Here is a 15,774-nt window from a genome sequence, read left to right on the forward strand (position 1 = left end):
GCTCGCCGTCGTGGGCACGACGCTCCTGGTCTGGCCGCTCCTCGGTCGGATCCTCGCGCCGCAGTCCGTCGGGCAGCTCTCCGCGGTGCTCGCGGTGAGCAGCATCCTCGCGCCGGTTGTCACCCTGGGCACCCACCTCCACATCGCCAACCGCCTGGCCCGCGATCCCGCTCGTGCCGGGGGACCGGACGGGCGACTCGTCCGGTTCCTGCTCGGGACGTTGATCGTCGTCGCACTCGTGAGCACGGCCGGTGTGCTCGTCCAGCACGACGAACCGGTCCTCCGCACGATCGCGGTCGTCGCTGCGACGGGGTGCTCGATCATCGGCATCGGCGTGGTCAGGGGCCTCGACCGAGCGCTGTCCTACGCCGTCCTCACGCTCTGGGCGCAATTCGTCGCGCTCCTCCTGCTGACCGTCGTGGCATGGGCTTCCGGGTCGCTCGACGTCGCGCTCGCGTCCTACGCACTCGCCCTGGTGGCGGGAACGGTCCTGGTCCTGCCGCTCGTGCGTCGGCGCGACCCGGGACGCACCGACGAGGGCATGACACGCATCGGTGTGCAGTCGTTGAGTCTCGTCCCGCACCTCGTGCTGGCAGTGGCGACGTTGCTCCTCGCCCGGATCATCGTCGGCTTCGTCGCCGGGCCGGTCGGACTGGCGGGCTTCCAGTACGCTTCCCTGCTCATCGGCGGGGTGACGACGATCGGAGCGTCCCTCGACGCGCACTGGTCGACGCGGGCGCAGGCCGCGGTCGACGAGCGCGACCTCCGCGGACGCCTCGACCGCAACCTGGTGCGGATCCAACTCCTCTTGCTCGTCGTCGCCCTGGGCGTCGTGGTGTTCGTCTTCGCCCTGCTGCCGGTCTGGTTGCCCCCGAGCTACGACGTCACCACGGTCCGCGCTGCGGTCATCGTCTCGCTCAGCGCGGGTGCGTTCCAGGCACTGGCCGACAACCGATCGGCGGCGCTCATGTGGCTCGGCCGGCCGGGCTTCGTCTCGGTCGCGACGGCGCTCGGCGTCGTCGCAGCCGCGGTCGGCTGTGTCGCGTTGGTGCTGGCCTTCGGGTGGGTCGCTGCGGGAGCCGCCATCGCACTCGGCACCGCGACCCGCGCCGCAGCGATCACCGTGTTCCTGCGACGGGTCGGCCCGGGGCTCGGCCTCGATCGGCGCGCCGTGACCGTCACGGCGGCCTGTGTCGCCGCGCTCTTGTCCGCCCTTCTCCTGACCCTGATCTGACGAGGCGCCATGCGAATCCTGATGTTGACCAACAGCTACGTCGACCGGACCCGAGGTGGCGTCGAGCTGCACGTCCACAACCTCGCCAAGGAGCTGGTCGCCGCCGGTCACGAGGTGACGGTGGGGCGGACCAGCCCGGGTCAGAGCCTGCTCCCGGTCGAGGGGCCGGAGTTGTGGGTGATCGATCCCGACGCGGCCGCGACGGAAGGGCGTTCGCGGAGTCGACGCAGCACCGGTGGGGGACGCTTCCTCTCCAACTTCCTGGCCCGTGTCCGCATCGGTCGTCGCATCGGCCGGGTGCTGGCCGACGCCGACCTCGAACAGCGCTTCGACGTCGTCCACCACCACGACTTCATCACCAGTTCGGTCATCGCGCGGCGGCTGGCGCAGACCGGGTTGCGGCAGGTCTGGACCAACCACCTCGGCGAGTTCCTCATCCTGCGGCGCATCCCGGTGGCGGGCAGGTGGATCACACGGTGGCTCACCGCGCACTTCGACGCCGCGACCGGGCCGTCGCCGGAGCTCGCCGAGCAGGCAGCGGTGCGCTGTCCGATCCGCTACGTCCCGAACGGTGTCGACGTCGAGACCTTCCGGCCCGCCGACCCGGAGGAACGTCGGCAGCTGCGGCGAGGACTCGGGATCGCCGAGCACGAGACCGTCTGCATCGTGCCCCGCCGTTGGGCACCGAGCAAGGGCGTGCTCTACGCGGCCCGTGCCATGAGCTCCCACGCCTGGCCCGCGGGGGTCTCGATGCTCTTCGTCGGAGCCGGAGAGTCGGACTTCCCCGAGTACGCAGCGGAGATCCGCACGTCGTTGGCACGAGCCCGCTCCCACGTGTCGGTGGTCGACTCGGTCGACGCGCTCGGGATGGCCGAGCACCTCCGTGCCTCGGACATCTGTCTGATCCCCTCGCTCCTCGAAGCGACGAGCCTCTCGGCCCTGGAGTCGATGGCCAGCGGCCTCCCGATCGTGGCAACCGACGTGGGCGGTCTCCCCGAACTCGTGTCGGACGCCACCGGCCTGCTCGTCCCTCCGCGCGCGGACGACGAGTTGGCGGTCGCGGTCGCGACGCTCGCGGCACGCACCGACACGGAGCGGCGCGACATGGGCGTGCGAGCCCGAGCGTTCGCGGTCGACTCGTACGCCTGGTCGAGCATCGCCAGGCGCATCAGTGCGATGTACGAGGACTCCTCCGCATGAGGGTCGCGTACGTGTCGCACGTGAGCAGCCGGTGGATCAAGCAGCGTCCGCACTTCCTCAGCGAGGCGATCGGGCGACGAGTGGGCGTCGAAGTCGCGTTCTTCGACTCGCTCTTCGTCAACCGGCGGAACCTCGTGCAGGGGCAGCGACTGCGGGTCCCGGTGCGACACCTGCCCCTCGTGCCGCAACGCCTCCGCAGCCGCTTCCGAGCAGCGGACGTGGCCCTGAGCGCCGTCTCGGCGCTCCTGCTCCTGCTGTGGCGGCCGTCCGTCGTCGTCGTGACGCATGCGCGGCACCACACCCTCGCACGTCTCCTCCGTGCTGCCGGGATCCGGGTCGTCTACGACTGCATGGACCTCAACCGGCAGTTCGCCGACGCGACCGAGGCCGACGTCGACGCCGAACGACGGCTGCTGGCGCTCGCCGAGGTCGTGTGGTGCTCGAGCGCGGCGATCGCAGCGGACATCGGGGACGTCCAGCCCACCGCGCGGACCCTGGTCGTCCGGAACGCCCTCGACCGGTCGAGCGCAGAGGAACGCTTCGCATCGCCCGGCGCGGTCGAGCCCGGGACCGTCCGGTACATCGGGACCGTCTCGGAGTGGTTCCGCTTCGACGACGTCCTCGCACTGCTCGACGCCGACCCTCACCTCCGCTTCGAACTGGTCGGACCGGCGGACGTCGCGGTGCCGGCCCACCCGCGTCTGCGCGCCGTCGGGGCCCGGCCGCACGGCGAGGTGCTCTCGCTCATGGCGTCGAGCGACGTGCTCGTCATGCCGTTCGAGACGACGCCCCTCGTCCTCGGTGTCGACCCGGTGAAGGTGTACGAGTACATCGTGTCCGGGCGACCGGTCGTCTGCTCGGACTACCCCGAACTCGAACACTTCGGAGACCACATCGTCCGGGCGGACGGCACCGACGCGTTCGTCCGGGCCGTCCGGGCGGCGACCGGGACTCCTCGTCGGCCTCCGGAGGAGGTCGCGGCGTTCCTCGACGACAACGACTGGGACACCCGAGCCCGTTCCGCGATCGGAGCACTGTGAGCAGCACCGCGGTGGTCATCGTCTCGTACCGCTCCGAAGCGGAGGCCGCGGCGTCAGCACGGTCCGTGAGCGAGGACCCCGAGGTGGCCGAGGTCCTCATCGTGGACAACTCCGCCGACGAGCAGCGAGTGGACCGCGTGGCGTTCGAGGGCCTCGGTGACCGCGTCACGGTCATCAGCGCGCAACGGAACCTCGGCTACGCAGCCGGGAACAACCTCGGCATCCGAGCGGCCGTCGACGCCGGGCACGAGTTCGTGTTGGTGCTGAACCCCGACGTCGACCCGGCCCCCGGAACGGTCCGCGCCCTGCTCGATGTCCTGCTCGCTGACGACGCCGTGCAGATCGTGTCCCCAGCGCTCGTCGAGACCTACCGGGGCGATGCCGACACCGTGCTCAGTTCGCCGGGGTTCGACCTCCTGCTCGGACGCGGCCTGCTGACCGCGCCGAGGTCCGGACGCTTCGAGTCGACGTTCTTCGGCGCGGCGTTCCTCGCTCGCAGTCGGTGCTTCGAGCAGCACGGCGTCCTCGACGAGGACCTGTTCCTGTACTGCGAGGAGGTCGAGTTCGTCTCCCGGATGCGGCGGCACGGCGAGCGGCCCGGGTTCCGGGTGGCCGCGGACGTCCTCGTCCAGCACGGTCGTGGTGGGACGGTGTCACCCGACGGGTACGAGGGAACGGCCCGGTCGACCGTCGCGTACGAGCAGGCATCGCGTTCGGTGATCGTGTTCGGCCGCAAGTACCACCGGCGCCGGGTGTGGCTCTGGACCCTCGCCCGACTGGTGATGGCCGCACGTCTGGCCGTCCGTGACCGAGGTGCGGCGACTGCCGTCGTCCGTGGACTCGTTGCCGGTCTCCGTGTCCCGGTGAGCTCGTCGGGTCGACGGCGACGTCGGGAGCGGAAGCGCCCGTCGCCGTAAGCTGAGCCCATGTCGGACCAGCCCGAGCCCCGACGCGCTGCGCGACTGCCGAGGCCCCGACCTCGGACCGTCCTGTGGGGCGTCCTCGCCGTCGTCCTGCTCGTGGTCCTGGCGATCGCGTGGGTCGCGGTGCGTGGCGCGCTGGCCAAGCAGGACCTCGAGGCGTCGGTCCGGCACGTCGACACCCTGCGCAGCCAGCTCGCGGCCGGCGACACGGCCGCCGCGGTCCGGACGGCGGCGCGGCTCGAGTCGAGCGCCGCGGACGCCCGGGCGAAGACGAGCGACCCGGTGTGGGCCGTCTTCGAGCACGCGCCGCTGGTCGGCGGCAACCTGCGCGCGGTGCGGCAGGTCGCGGCGATCGTCGACGACGTGGCGAGCGACGCGGTGCGTCCGGTCGCGGGGGTCCTCGGCGACGTGGACGTCGACGCGTTCAAGCCGGTCGACGGCAGGATCGACCTCGAGCCGCTCGTGGCGGCCGCGCCGGCGGTCGACCGGGCCGCCACGGCGCTCCGCGAGGCGTCCCGTGCGGCCGAGCGGATCGACACGGGTGACACCGTGTCGGCGGTGACGGACGCCGTCAACCAACTGCGGGCCTCCTTGGCGTCCGTGTCGGACCAGGCGGCCGTCGCGGACAAGGTGGTCTCGCTCGTGCCGCCGATGCTCGGCGACGGCGGGAAGCGCCAGTACCTGGTGCTGTTCCAGAACAACGCCGAGCTGCGTGCCGGCGGCGGGATCCCCGGAGCGGTGGCGTTGCTCGACGTCGAGGACGGGGCGATCTCGCTCGGCAGGCAGGCGTCGACGGCGGACTTCCCGGAGGCTGACCGGCCGGTGCTGCCGCTCGACACCGAGACCCAGGGCCTCTACGGCTCGATCACGGGCGAGTTCATCCAGGACGTCACACTGACGCCCCGGTTCGACACCTCGGCGCAGCTGGCGCGGGAGATGTGGAAGCGGCAGTTCGGGCAGCGCGTCGACGGGGTGCTCTCGATCGACCCGGTGACGCTCGGCTACGTCCTGCGGGCGACCGGGCCGGTCCGGCTCGCGACGGGCGACGAGCTGTCGTCGGACAACGCCGTGCAGCTGCTGCTGAGCGACGCCTACGCGAAGTACCCGGACCCTGCGGTGCAGGACGCGTTCTTCGCCTCGGCCGCCAGCGCGGTGTTCACGAAGGTGTCCGCGGGCGGCTTCGACCCGACGGCGTTCATCGCGGCGCTGACGAGCGGGGTGCAGGAGGGCCGGGTGAAGCTGTGGAGCGCGGACCGCGCCGAGCAGCGGGAACTCGCGGGGACGGCCATCGCGGGTGGGCTGCCGACGAGCGACGACCGTGCGCAGCGCTTCGGTGTGTACCTCAACGACGCGACCGGCGCGAAGATGGACTACCACCTCGAGAAGACGGTCGCGGTCGGCAGTCGGGTCTGCCGGAAGGACGGCCGACCGACGTGGACCGTCGAGGTCCGGCTGCGGAACGCGGCGCCGGCGGATGCGGCCACGAGCCTGCCGGCCTACGTCACCGGTGCGGGCGCCTTCGGCGTGGCTCCTGGCGCAATCCGGACGAACGTGGTTGTCTACGCCCCCTCTTCAGGGGTGTACGTGGGGTCGACGCAGGGCGGCAAGCCGGGCACGCCGCAGACCGCGGTGGACGGGGAGCACCCGGTCGCGCAGTTCCAGACCCTGCTCTCACCAGGGAAAAGCACGACCATCCGGGTGCAGTTCCTCGGTGGCGCGGACCTGGGGCGGACGCCGGTCGACGCGGTGTCCACGCCGGGTGTTCACCAGACCGTCACGCAGCCCCTGGTCGCGACCTGTGAATCTCCGCTAGATTGAGTGGACTTCGCACACTGCACCTGCAACTCACCGAGCCGGTCGCACAACCAACCATCCGCGCGAAGACAACAGCACTCAGGGGACTTCACATGAAGAAGATCATCGCTGCCGTCGTGATCGCAGCTGCTGCTTTCGTCGCCGTGCCGACCGCCGCCAACGCAGCCGGGTACGTCCCGGCCTCCAACGTCAGCGTCGCAGGGACCCCGGTCGCCGGTGGCACCGCGTCCGTCGGCTTCGCCGCCGGGTCCTTCGCCGCCAACGAGACCGTCACGGTCTCCGTCACCGGTGCGGGTGCGGTCACGCTCGGCGCCCTGCCCGTCACCACCGTGACCGGCACCTACACGGCGTCCTCCACCGGCGCCGCGAACGTCAAGGTCACGCTGCCGCAGGGTGCCTCGGGCACCTACTCGCTCACCGCGACCGGCGCCACCTCGGGCAACGTCGGCACCTCGGCCCTCACGGTCGTCCCGGCTGACGGTGCTGCTGCGGTCCCCGCGGCCGGTGCCGGCGACGGTGAGCTCGCGTTCACCGGTTCCACCATCTCGATGCTCGCGATCTGGGTCGCCGGCGGTGCGGTCGTCCTCGGTGGCGGCCTCCTGCTGGTCCGCACCTCGGTCCGTCGTCAGCGCGCGCAGGCCTGAGCCCCGCCGCACGGCACGAAGGCCCCGGAGCATCCGCTCCGGGGCCTTCGTCGTCCCCGCTCCCGTGGTCAGGTGCGCCCGGGTGGCGTGTCCTGGTCCCACACCGCGGCGTACCGGTCCCGTACCGACGGCCAGAGCAGCGCCAGGGCGTCGTCGGTCGACCGGACGCGGTCGCCCTCCGGTGGGAACAGCACGAACTCGTGGGGGATCGGGCGGCCGGCCCGGTCGCACCGGCCCTCGGGGTCGGTGAACCGCACGGCGACGAGTCGCCCCGTGCGGTGCAGGACCGTGGGGGCGTCGCCGGCGCCGTCGAACGCCTGCTCGTAGACGGGCAGCGGGTCGTCGTCGCCGAGACCGCTGAGGAACCGGAAGCCCCACGTCCGTCCGCGGGTGGCCCAGATGCGTGTCACGCCTCGCCCCGGCGCAGGACGCCCTGCTCGACGCCGTGGTCCAGGTCCTCGGCGAAGTGCTCGAGCAGGCGGCCGAGGAAGTCGGCCTCGGCGGCGGACTCCTTCCGCTTGTCCGCGACGAACTTGTTGAGGAACTTCACGCCGCGGGTGCCGAGCTCGCCCACGACGAACCCGACAAGTGCTCCGACGGGTGACGGCAACTTCAGGCGCTTGCTGCTGACGAGGCCGACGACCGGCCCGACGAAGCGCAGGAGGTTCTCGGCGACCGCGGAGGCCCGCTGCTTGTTCGTCGCCCACCGCGCGAAGCGTTCGAACGGCAGCATCGCCGTGATCGGCATGAGCAGGTCGACGCCGGTGCGCACGCTGACGTCGATCGCGCCGGACTCGAAGCGCGCCGCGGACAGCAGCAGGAAGTCCTCGCCGACGTCGAGGGCGTCGGGGTCCTCGACGTAGCTGCGCAGGACGGCGTGCAGCTCGGCGAGCTCGCCGCCGGCCGCGCCGAGCACGAGGTCACGGAAGCGCTCGACGTCGAGCTCCGGCAGCAGGTCGGCCTTCGACAGCCCGAGTGCCCAGATGCGCGGGAAGCGCGCGAGCCGTCGGCCCCGGTCGAGCACGTCGTCGCGCAGCTCCGACAGTCCGCTGCGGAAGTCGGTCAGCAGCGCCTTGAGGTACCGCTCCTCTTCTCCGCGGTGCTCGGCGAGCCGCTGCCCGTCCACGAGCAGGATCGCGACGTCGGCGCTGAGGAGCGAACGGAAGGTCTCCACGCGGCGCTCGGCCTCCTGCGCCGAGTCCGGGTCCTGCTCGAACCACTCGCCGGGGTAGTCGTGCCAGACGACGCGCAGGGTCTTCGGCGGCTTCGTGGACGCCTTCCGGGTCTTCCTCGACCCGGCGGGCACCTCGGCGGTCGGCTCGAGCACGAACGCGTACTCGGTCGAGGCGAAGCGGTTCGCGGTCGGTGCGGTGGCCCCGTCGCGCATGCCGAGGTAGTCGCGGTGCAGCTTCCGGCCCTGCGCCTTGTCCTCGGCGCGGACGCCGTAGCCCTTCGTCCGGCGGAAGGCGGGTTCCTGCGCGCCGCCGAAGAACGACGACAGCAGCACCGTCTTCCCGCTGCCGCTCGCTCCGAAGACGGCGACGTGCTGCTCGAGGGGATCCGTCTGTGTGCGCATGCCCTGCACGGTAGTGGTGGCCGCCGCCGGTGCTCGGAGACTCGGGTCAGGCGTCGCCGCGCGCCGGGGCACGGCGCCGTCGTCGCCGTGCCGTCAGGCGGAGCGCCAGCACCCCGGCGACCGCCCCGAGGAGCGCCCCGAGACCGTTCGCGACGACGTCGTCGAGCGACGCGGTCCGCTCGGGCAGGAACAGCGCCTGGGTCGTCTCGATCCCGGCGCTGACGACGAGTCCGGCAGCGGCGCCGGCCCACCACCACCGCGGGCCGGCGAGCAGCACCACGAGCAGGCCGAGCGGCACGAAGAACGCCACGTTCGCCAGGGACTCGATCGTGCCGTACCCGAAGCGGTCCGGCACGCCGGCACGGTGGGCGGCGGCGACGAGCCGGTCGAGGGTCGGCCCGGCGGCCGCGTCGACCGGCGAACCCCAGGCGCCGACGGCCACGACCCCGACGCCGTAGGCGGCGGCCAGCCACGTCGCCACCCGCCGGCTGGTCCCGGTCGCCCCGGTGAGGCGGTGGCGGCGGGACTCGTCGGGGTGCACGTCGACGACCGTAGCGAGCCGTGCCTCCTGTCCGGCTGCGCGACCCGTCTGCGGTCCGCCCCCCGACGGTCCGCAAAACGAGTACCCCGATCTGCCACCTGTACCCCGGAAGTGCGACGCACCTCCCCGGAAATCCGGGCCTGTGCACTGCGCCGCATTGACGGAACCCGTGAATCGACGGGCCTCGCTGGCGGTCCGACCCCCGCTTCTCGTAGCGTTCTCGTGTCAGCAGATGTACCCCGGATCGTGAAGGAGAGCGACATGGACACCACCGTCACCAAGACGCAGGCCGAGGTCACCCTCGACACCGACACCGTCGACACCATCGCGATCCTCGAGGCCGACGCCGCCCTGTCGAGCCGTCCCACCCGTGCGAAGGTCACGTGGGTGCAGGAGGACCAGGGCGAGTGGGTCGCCAACTACGGCGGCTACTTCGGCGGCAGCGTCGACAAGCGCGACGGCCGCTACGTCGCCTCGGACACCTTCGGTCTGGTCGTCGGTGACTTCGCGTCGCTCGAAGAGGCCCAGGCGAAGCTCGACGACCAGCTGCACGTCATGCTCCCGTCGGTCATCCGACCGATCGCGTGACGATCGAGACCGACAGCTCCCGCTCCACCCGCAGCACCACGCACCGCAGCAGCACCCAGCACCGCAGCGTCACCAGCACCGCAGCACCACGAAGGAGCAACACCATGAGCACGACCCTCGCGAACCGGCAGCAGGCCGAAGTGACCCTCGACACCGAGACGATCGAGGTCATCACCGAGATCGAGGCGCAGGTCGTGGCCACGGAGGAACCCCGCGTGCCGATGACCTGGGCACGGCCGGACAGCGGCCTCTGGGTCGCGAACTACGGCGGCTACTACGGCGGAACGGTCGACCGCCAGGGGACGCACTTCTTCGTCGCGGACACGTTCGGGCAGTACGTCGGGGACTTCCGCACGCTCGACGAGGCCAAGGCCCGTCTGCTCGAGCGGCTGCAGGTCGTCCTGCCGGACGTGCGTCGCGCCGCCTGAGCCGCACCGCACCACCCGCCGCTCGGCGGTCACGGACACAGCCCCACCGGGATCCGGTGGGGCTTCTTCGTGCGCCCGGAACGGGTGACACCGGACGGCGGTCGCCGCGGAACGACGGGGGAGCGGATGCCCCCTCGAACGAGTGGTCCCCCCTATTGGGGACCTGCACTGTCCCCATCACGAGACGAAAACCTGTCAGTATCGGCTCGGCGCCAACGACCGTTCTCTGATCCACGGTCGACGGCTCCCGCATCGTCTCGACCCGAAAGTGACTCATGCTGCCTGTTCACCAGGGCACCGCTGTGCCTCGCCGCCGTCCCGCGCTCCGCCTCGTCGCCATGCTCGGTGCCACCCTGCTCGCGGGCGCCGGTCTGACCGCGACGACCGCGGTGGTCGCGTCCGAGCCCGCCTCGGCGGTCGACGCGACGCTCGACGGTGCGCTGCTCTGCAACCAGAACACGCTCTACGCCACCAACGCGGCCGGGCGGGTCATCGCGGTGGACATCAGCAACAGCGACTCGAAGGGGCAGACGGCCGACGTCGCCACGCTCGGCGCCGAGGCCAACAACGGTCTGGGCATCTCGCGCGAGGGCGTGAAGATGTTCGCCGCTGCGAACGGCGGCACGGCCACCCTGCGCGAGTACGACCCGAAGACCGGCCAGGTCTCGGCCTCGATCGCCACCGACGCGGTCCGGTCGATCATCCGCGGCGCCGTCGACCCGTCGACGGGCCTGTACTACCTCGGCGGCAACTACGGCTCGGCACCGGACAACAACGCCTGGCTCGGCGCGTACGACCCGGCGACGAAGAAGTACATCGGCCAGGTCGGCCAGCTCAGCGGGCTGAAGGACGGCAACGGCGACTTCGCGTTCAGCACCCGCGGGCTGCTGTTCGTGGTCGCTGCGGACACCGTGTACCGCGTGAACGCCGAGACGATGCCGACCACCCCGGGGACGGCGCCGATCGGCACCACGGCGATCGCGACCCTGCCCGCCGGCACGACCAGCCCGGGCATCGCGTTCTCGTCCGACGGCTACCTGTACGTCTCGAACGCCGTCCAGACGAACAACGTGTGGACCACGACCATCTACCAGCTCGACCCGACCTCGGGTGCCGAGATCCGCCGCTTCCCGATCAACGGCGACTACCGCGCGAGCGACCTCGCCACCTGCAACTACGCCGACACCCTGACCGGCCAGGCGAGCATCGACGACCGCTGGAACAGCGGCGACCAGTTCGGCCTCGCCATCACCGGCGGCGGCATCACCCCGAACGCCGGCACGCGCGGCACGACGACCGGCTCCGCCAACGGCGTGCAGTCGCAGAAGGCCGGCGCGGTCCTGTCGACCCCGACCAAGCAGTACACGGTCACGCAGACCGCCGCGGGCACCACGGACCCGGCGAACTACGACACGACGTGGAAGGCCGTGAACACGACGACGAACGCCGTCGTCGCGCAGGGCACCGGCAGCACCGCGGCGCTCACGTTCCCGGCAGCGACGTCCTCCGACGGCACCGACGTCGTCGTGACCTTCGCGAACCGGCTGAAGCTCACGCACGCGCAGACCGCGGCCGACGTGTACTCCACCCCGGTCGAGACCGCTCTCGACGTCCCCGCCGCCGGCGTGCTCCGCAACGACCAGGGCACCGGCCTCACGGTCACCGGCCACACCGACCCGCAGCACGGCACCGTCACGATGTCCGCCACGGACGGTTCCTTCCGCTACGTGCCGGCGAAGGGCTTCTCCGGCACCGACCAGTTCACCTACACGGCGACCGACGGCGGGGGCCGCACGTCGACGAGCACCGTGACCGTGACCGTCACCCCCACGACGACCGACGACGCCTTCAGCGTGCACGCCGGCCAGACGGCGACGGCCGACGCGGCGAAGGGCCTGCTCGCGAACGACCGCGGCTTGCAGCTGACGATCACCGGCAACACCGACCCCGCGCACGGGACCGTCACGGTCCGCGCCGACGGCTCGTACTCGTACACCCCGGCCGACGGCTGGTCCGGCAAGGACTCCTTCACCTACACGGCGAAGGACGGCTCCGGTGCGTCGAGCACCGCCACCGTCACCGTGACGGTCCTGCCGACCGCGGGAGCCGACGACGTCACCGCCACCGCCGGTTCGCCGACGAAGGGGGCAGCACCCGGCCTGCTCGGCAACGACCTGGGCAGCGGCCTGACCGTGCAGGGTGCGACCCAGCCCGCGCACGGTTCCGTGACCGTCGCGAAGGACGGCTCGTACGTCTACACCCCGGCCGACGGGTACTCCGGTCCGGACTCGTTCGACTACACCGTGGTCGACCCCTCGGGCAACACCGACACCGTCACCGTGACCGTCCAGGTCGCACCGCTCGCGGCGGACGACACCGTCCGCGTGGCAGCTGGCAGCACGTACACCGCCGACACCCGGGCGATCGGCGTCCTCGGCAACGACCTCGGCACCGGACTGACCGTCGACTCGAACACCGCGCCGGCGCACGGCACCGTGTCCGTGGACAAGGCGAGCGGCACCTTCACCTACACCCCGGCCGACGGGTTCTCCGGCACGGACACGTTCCGCTACACCGCGGTCGACGCCTCCGGTGCACCGACGACCGCGACCGTGCGGATCACGGTCGCCCCGACCGCCGCCGACGACGCCGTGTCGACGATCACCGGCACCCCGGTGTCCGTCCCCGTGCAGCGCAACGACCGCGGCACCGACCTGACCACGACGATCGTGCGTGGCCCGGCGAACGGCACCGCCGTCGTCGAGCAGGACGGCACCGTCTCGTACACCCCCGCCGCCGGCACCTCGGGCGTCGACACCTTCGAGTACACGGTCACCGACGGCAACGGCGTCACCAGCACCCCCGCCACGGTCACCGTGACCGTGACGCCGCGCACCTGGGCCGACACCGTGAGCACGACGGCCGGCACCCGGCTGGCCATCGACCCGGCCACGCTCACGGCCAACGACCGCGGCACCGGCCTGCACGTGACGGACGCGTCCGGCGCCCAGCACGGCGGCGTCGCGTACGACCCCGCGACCGACGCCGTGGTCTACCGCCCCGCGCCGGGCTTCTCGGGCACCGACACCTTCACCTACACCGTGACGGACGCCTCGGGCACGACGGCCACCGGCACCGTCACGGTCGTCGTCGGTCCGCAGGCAGCGGCGGACACCGCGGAGGCGACCGCTGGCTCGACGCTCACCGTCGGTGCCGACCGTGGCGTGCTCGCGAACGACGACGGCACCGGGCTCCAGGCCACGGTCGACCGCGCACCGGCGAACGGCACGCTCGACCTGGCCACCGACGGCTCGTACACGTACACGCCGAAGGACGGGTACTCCGGTACGGACACCTTCACCTACACGGCGACGGACCGCGACGGACGCACGACCACCGGCGCCGTGACGATCACGGTCTCGCCCGCGACGAAGGCCGACGCCGTCACCGTCGCGGCGGGCAGCAGCGTCACCGTGACCTCGCGTGACCTCACCGCCGACGACCTCGGCACCGGCCTGCGCGTCATGGACGTGCGGGACGGCGAGCACGGCACCGCGAAGCGGAACGAGGACGGCACCGTCACCTACACGCCGGCCCCGGGGTACTCCGGCAAGGACACCTTCACGTACACGGTGACCGACGCCGAGGGCAACACCGCCACCGGGACCGTCGCCGTGACGATCACGCCCGTGGTCGCCGGTGGTTCGACCACCGTGGCCGCGGACGGCACCACCACGGTGCCCGCCGACCAGGGCGTGCTCGCCGGAGCGAAGGGGACGGACCTGACCGTCACCGGCAACACCGACCCGGAGCACGGTGCCGTCACCGTGGACGAGGACGGCGGCTACACGTACACGCCGGAGCCCGGGTACTCGGGTCCGGACACCTTCGACACCACGATCACCGACGGGTCGGGCAACACCACGACCGGTACCGTCACGATCGTCGTCGCACCGAAGGCCGTGGCGGACGCCGCGGAGACCCGCGCCTCGACCCCGGTCGACGTCGCGGTGACCCGCAACGACTCCGGCACCGCCCTGACCGTGCAGTCGGTCACGCAGCCGGAGCACGGCACCGCCACCGTCACCGGTGCCGGGACCGTCACGTACACCCCGGCCGCCGGCTTCTCCGGCACCGACCGGTTCTCGTACACGGTCACCGACCCGACCGGCGGCACCGCGACCGCGGTCGTCACCGTGACGGTCGCACCGACCGCCGCAACCGACCGCATGGAGACCGGCCCCGGCACCGCACTGCCCATCGCCGGGTCCACGCTCACCAAGAACGACGACGGCACGGGCCTCACCGTGACGGGGCACGGCAGCGCCGCGCACGGCACGGTCAGCACGGGCAGCACGCCGGGATCGCTCGTCTACACCCCGGACCGCGGCTTCTCCGGCACGGACACGTTCGAGTACACGGCGACCGACGCCTCCGGGCAGACCGCCACCTCGACCGTCACCGTCGTCGTCGGCATCGCCGCGGTCGACCACTGGAACACGACCGCGACGAACGGCACGCTGCGCGTGCCCGCGTCGAAGGGTGTGCTCTCCGGTGACGCGGGCAGCGGGCTGACGGCGTCGATCGAGACGAAGCCGGCCCACGGCAGGGTCACGCTCGCCGACGACGGCTCGTACGTCTACACCCCGACGGCGAACTGGTCCGGCCGTGACCAGTTCACCTACGGTGCGACCGACGCCGAGGGCAACACCGCCTACGCGCTCGTGATCATCGACGTCACGCCCACCGCCGTGGACGACCGCGCGGCGACCACGGCCGGCGAGCCGGTCACGGTGCGGGGCCCCGGTGTGCTCGGCAACGACCACGGCACCGACCTGACGGTCGTCGCCACCGGTCGCGCCCAGCACGGCACGGTCACCATCGCCGCCGACGGCACCTTCACCTACACCCCGGCGAAGGGCTTCTCCGGCACGGACACCGTGACCTACCGGGCGCAGGACGCCGCCGGCCAGCAGACGACGGCGACCGTGACCATCACGGTCGGCATCGCCGCTGTCGACGACGCCGCTCGCACCATCGCGGGCACCCCGGTCGCCCGTGACGCCGCCCACGGGCTGCTCGCGAACGACCAGGGCACCGGCCTGACCGCCGCCCTCGACCGCCGGCCGGCCCACGGCGCGGTCCGCGTGCAGCCGAACGGCGCGTACGTCTACACCCCTGCCGACGGCTTCACCGGCAAGGACACCTTCACCTACACGGTGACGGACGCCTCGGGGCAGACCACGACCGCCACCGCGACCATCACGGTCGTCGCCGCGGCCGTCGCCGCGGACGACGAGGCGACCGGCAGCGCCGGCAAGCCGGTCAGGGTGCAGCCGCTCGACAACGACCACGGCACCGGCGGCGCCGCGTTCGACACGGCGACGCTCCACCTGCTCGACCCGCGGACGGGCCGGCCGGTCGACCGGGTCACGGTCGACGGCGAGGGCACCTGGACCGTCCGCGACGGCTCGGTCGTCTTCACCCCCGCCGAGGGCCACACCGGCACGCTGTTCATCGGGTACACGGTGACGGACACCGAGGGGCAGTCGGTCCAGGCGACCATCACGGTCACCTACCCGACGGGCATCGCCGCGGTGGTGCACGACGCCGAGCTCGCCTTCACCGGCACCACCGGCCTCGTCGGTCTCGGCCTGGGCGCGCTCGCGCTCGTCCTGGCCGGTGTGCTGCTCGCCTCGCGGCGACGCCCCACCGTCGAGCAGGCGCCCGGCATCCGACGCAGCCCGCGACCGTAGGGAGCGAGGGGACGGACAGGAGGCCCGGA

At 72.2% G+C, this 15,774-nt stretch carries 12 protein-coding genes; 9 read left to right on the forward strand and 3 right to left on the reverse strand.

The window, feature by feature from the left end:
* Window positions 1-10: 10 nt before the first annotated feature.
* From BIU97_RS01505 to BIU97_RS01530, 6 genes are all read left to right on the forward strand, one after another.
* Window positions 11-1,234, forward strand: coding sequence for a lipopolysaccharide biosynthesis protein (locus tag BIU97_RS01505; protein ID WP_071296878.1), 1,224 nt, complete (start codon window positions 11-13; stop codon window positions 1,232-1,234).
* 9 nt (window positions 1,235-1,243) lie between these two features.
* Window positions 1,244-2,434, forward strand: coding sequence for a glycosyltransferase family 4 protein (locus tag BIU97_RS01510; protein ID WP_083420770.1), 1,191 nt, complete (start codon window positions 1,244-1,246; stop codon window positions 2,432-2,434).
* Complete coding sequence (locus BIU97_RS17465; protein ID WP_071296880.1) at window positions 2,431-3,474, forward strand: glycosyltransferase; 1,044 nt, start codon at window positions 2,431-2,433, stop codon at window positions 3,472-3,474. The genes BIU97_RS01510 and BIU97_RS17465 overlap by 4 nt, the downstream gene beginning before the upstream one ends.
* On the forward strand, window positions 3,471-4,391 hold the full coding sequence (locus tag BIU97_RS17470) for a glycosyltransferase (protein WP_071296881.1): 921 nt from the start codon (window positions 3,471-3,473) through the stop codon (window positions 4,389-4,391). The genes BIU97_RS17465 and BIU97_RS17470 overlap by 4 nt, the downstream gene beginning before the upstream one ends.
* Before the next feature lie 9 nt (window positions 4,392-4,400).
* Window positions 4,401-6,215 (forward strand): DUF4012 domain-containing protein, encoded by a 1,815-nt coding sequence (locus BIU97_RS01525; RefSeq protein ID WP_071296882.1) that lies wholly within the window; start codon window positions 4,401-4,403, stop codon window positions 6,213-6,215.
* 89 nt (window positions 6,216-6,304) lie between these two features.
* Window positions 6,305-6,856, forward strand: a complete 552-nt coding sequence (locus BIU97_RS01530; RefSeq protein ID WP_071256839.1) for a hypothetical protein — start codon at window positions 6,305-6,307, stop codon at window positions 6,854-6,856.
* 68 nt (window positions 6,857-6,924) lie between these two features.
* On the opposite strand, the gene BIU97_RS01535 is transcribed toward BIU97_RS01530, so the two are convergent.
* Genes BIU97_RS01535 through BIU97_RS01545 form a run of 3 tightly spaced genes read right to left on the reverse strand, consistent with a single transcriptional unit; the run spans window position 6,925 to window position 8,973 of the window.
* Complete coding sequence (locus tag BIU97_RS01535) at window positions 6,925-7,266, reverse strand: hypothetical protein (protein ID WP_071256836.1); 342 nt, start codon at window positions 7,264-7,266, stop codon at window positions 6,925-6,927.
* Window positions 7,263-8,432, reverse strand: a complete 1,170-nt coding sequence (locus BIU97_RS01540; protein WP_071296883.1) for a TRAFAC clade GTPase domain-containing protein — start codon at window positions 8,430-8,432, stop codon at window positions 7,263-7,265. The genes BIU97_RS01535 and BIU97_RS01540 overlap by 4 nt, the downstream gene beginning before the upstream one ends.
* A 46-nt stretch (window positions 8,433-8,478) precedes the next feature.
* Window positions 8,479-8,973, reverse strand: a complete 495-nt coding sequence (locus tag BIU97_RS01545) for a VanZ family protein (protein WP_071296884.1) — start codon at window positions 8,971-8,973, stop codon at window positions 8,479-8,481.
* Between the two features lie 261 nt (window positions 8,974-9,234).
* Between BIU97_RS01545 and BIU97_RS01550 the strand changes: the two genes are divergently transcribed.
* The 3 genes from BIU97_RS01550 to BIU97_RS01560 all read left to right on the forward strand — a co-directional run bounded on the left by BIU97_RS01550 (window position 9,235) and on the right by BIU97_RS01560 (window position 15,745).
* Window positions 9,235-9,561 (forward strand): hypothetical protein, encoded by a 327-nt coding sequence (locus BIU97_RS01550; protein ID WP_071296885.1) that lies wholly within the window; start codon window positions 9,235-9,237, stop codon window positions 9,559-9,561.
* A 104-nt stretch (window positions 9,562-9,665) separates the two neighbouring features.
* Window positions 9,666-9,989 carry a hypothetical protein gene (locus tag BIU97_RS01555; RefSeq protein WP_175472165.1) on the forward strand — a complete coding sequence of 108 codons (324 nt, stop codon included), beginning with the start codon at window positions 9,666-9,668 and terminating at the stop codon, window positions 9,987-9,989.
* 302 nt (window positions 9,990-10,291) lie between these two features.
* A complete protein-coding gene (locus BIU97_RS01560; protein ID WP_175472393.1) occupies window positions 10,292-15,745 on the forward strand; it encodes an Ig-like domain-containing protein in 5,454 nt (1,817 codons plus the stop codon).
* Window positions 15,746-15,774 lie beyond the last annotated feature (29 nt).

Source organism: Curtobacterium sp. MCBA15_009 (assembly GCF_001864895.1).
Classification (GTDB): Bacteria; Actinomycetota; Actinomycetes; order Actinomycetales; family Microbacteriaceae; genus Curtobacterium.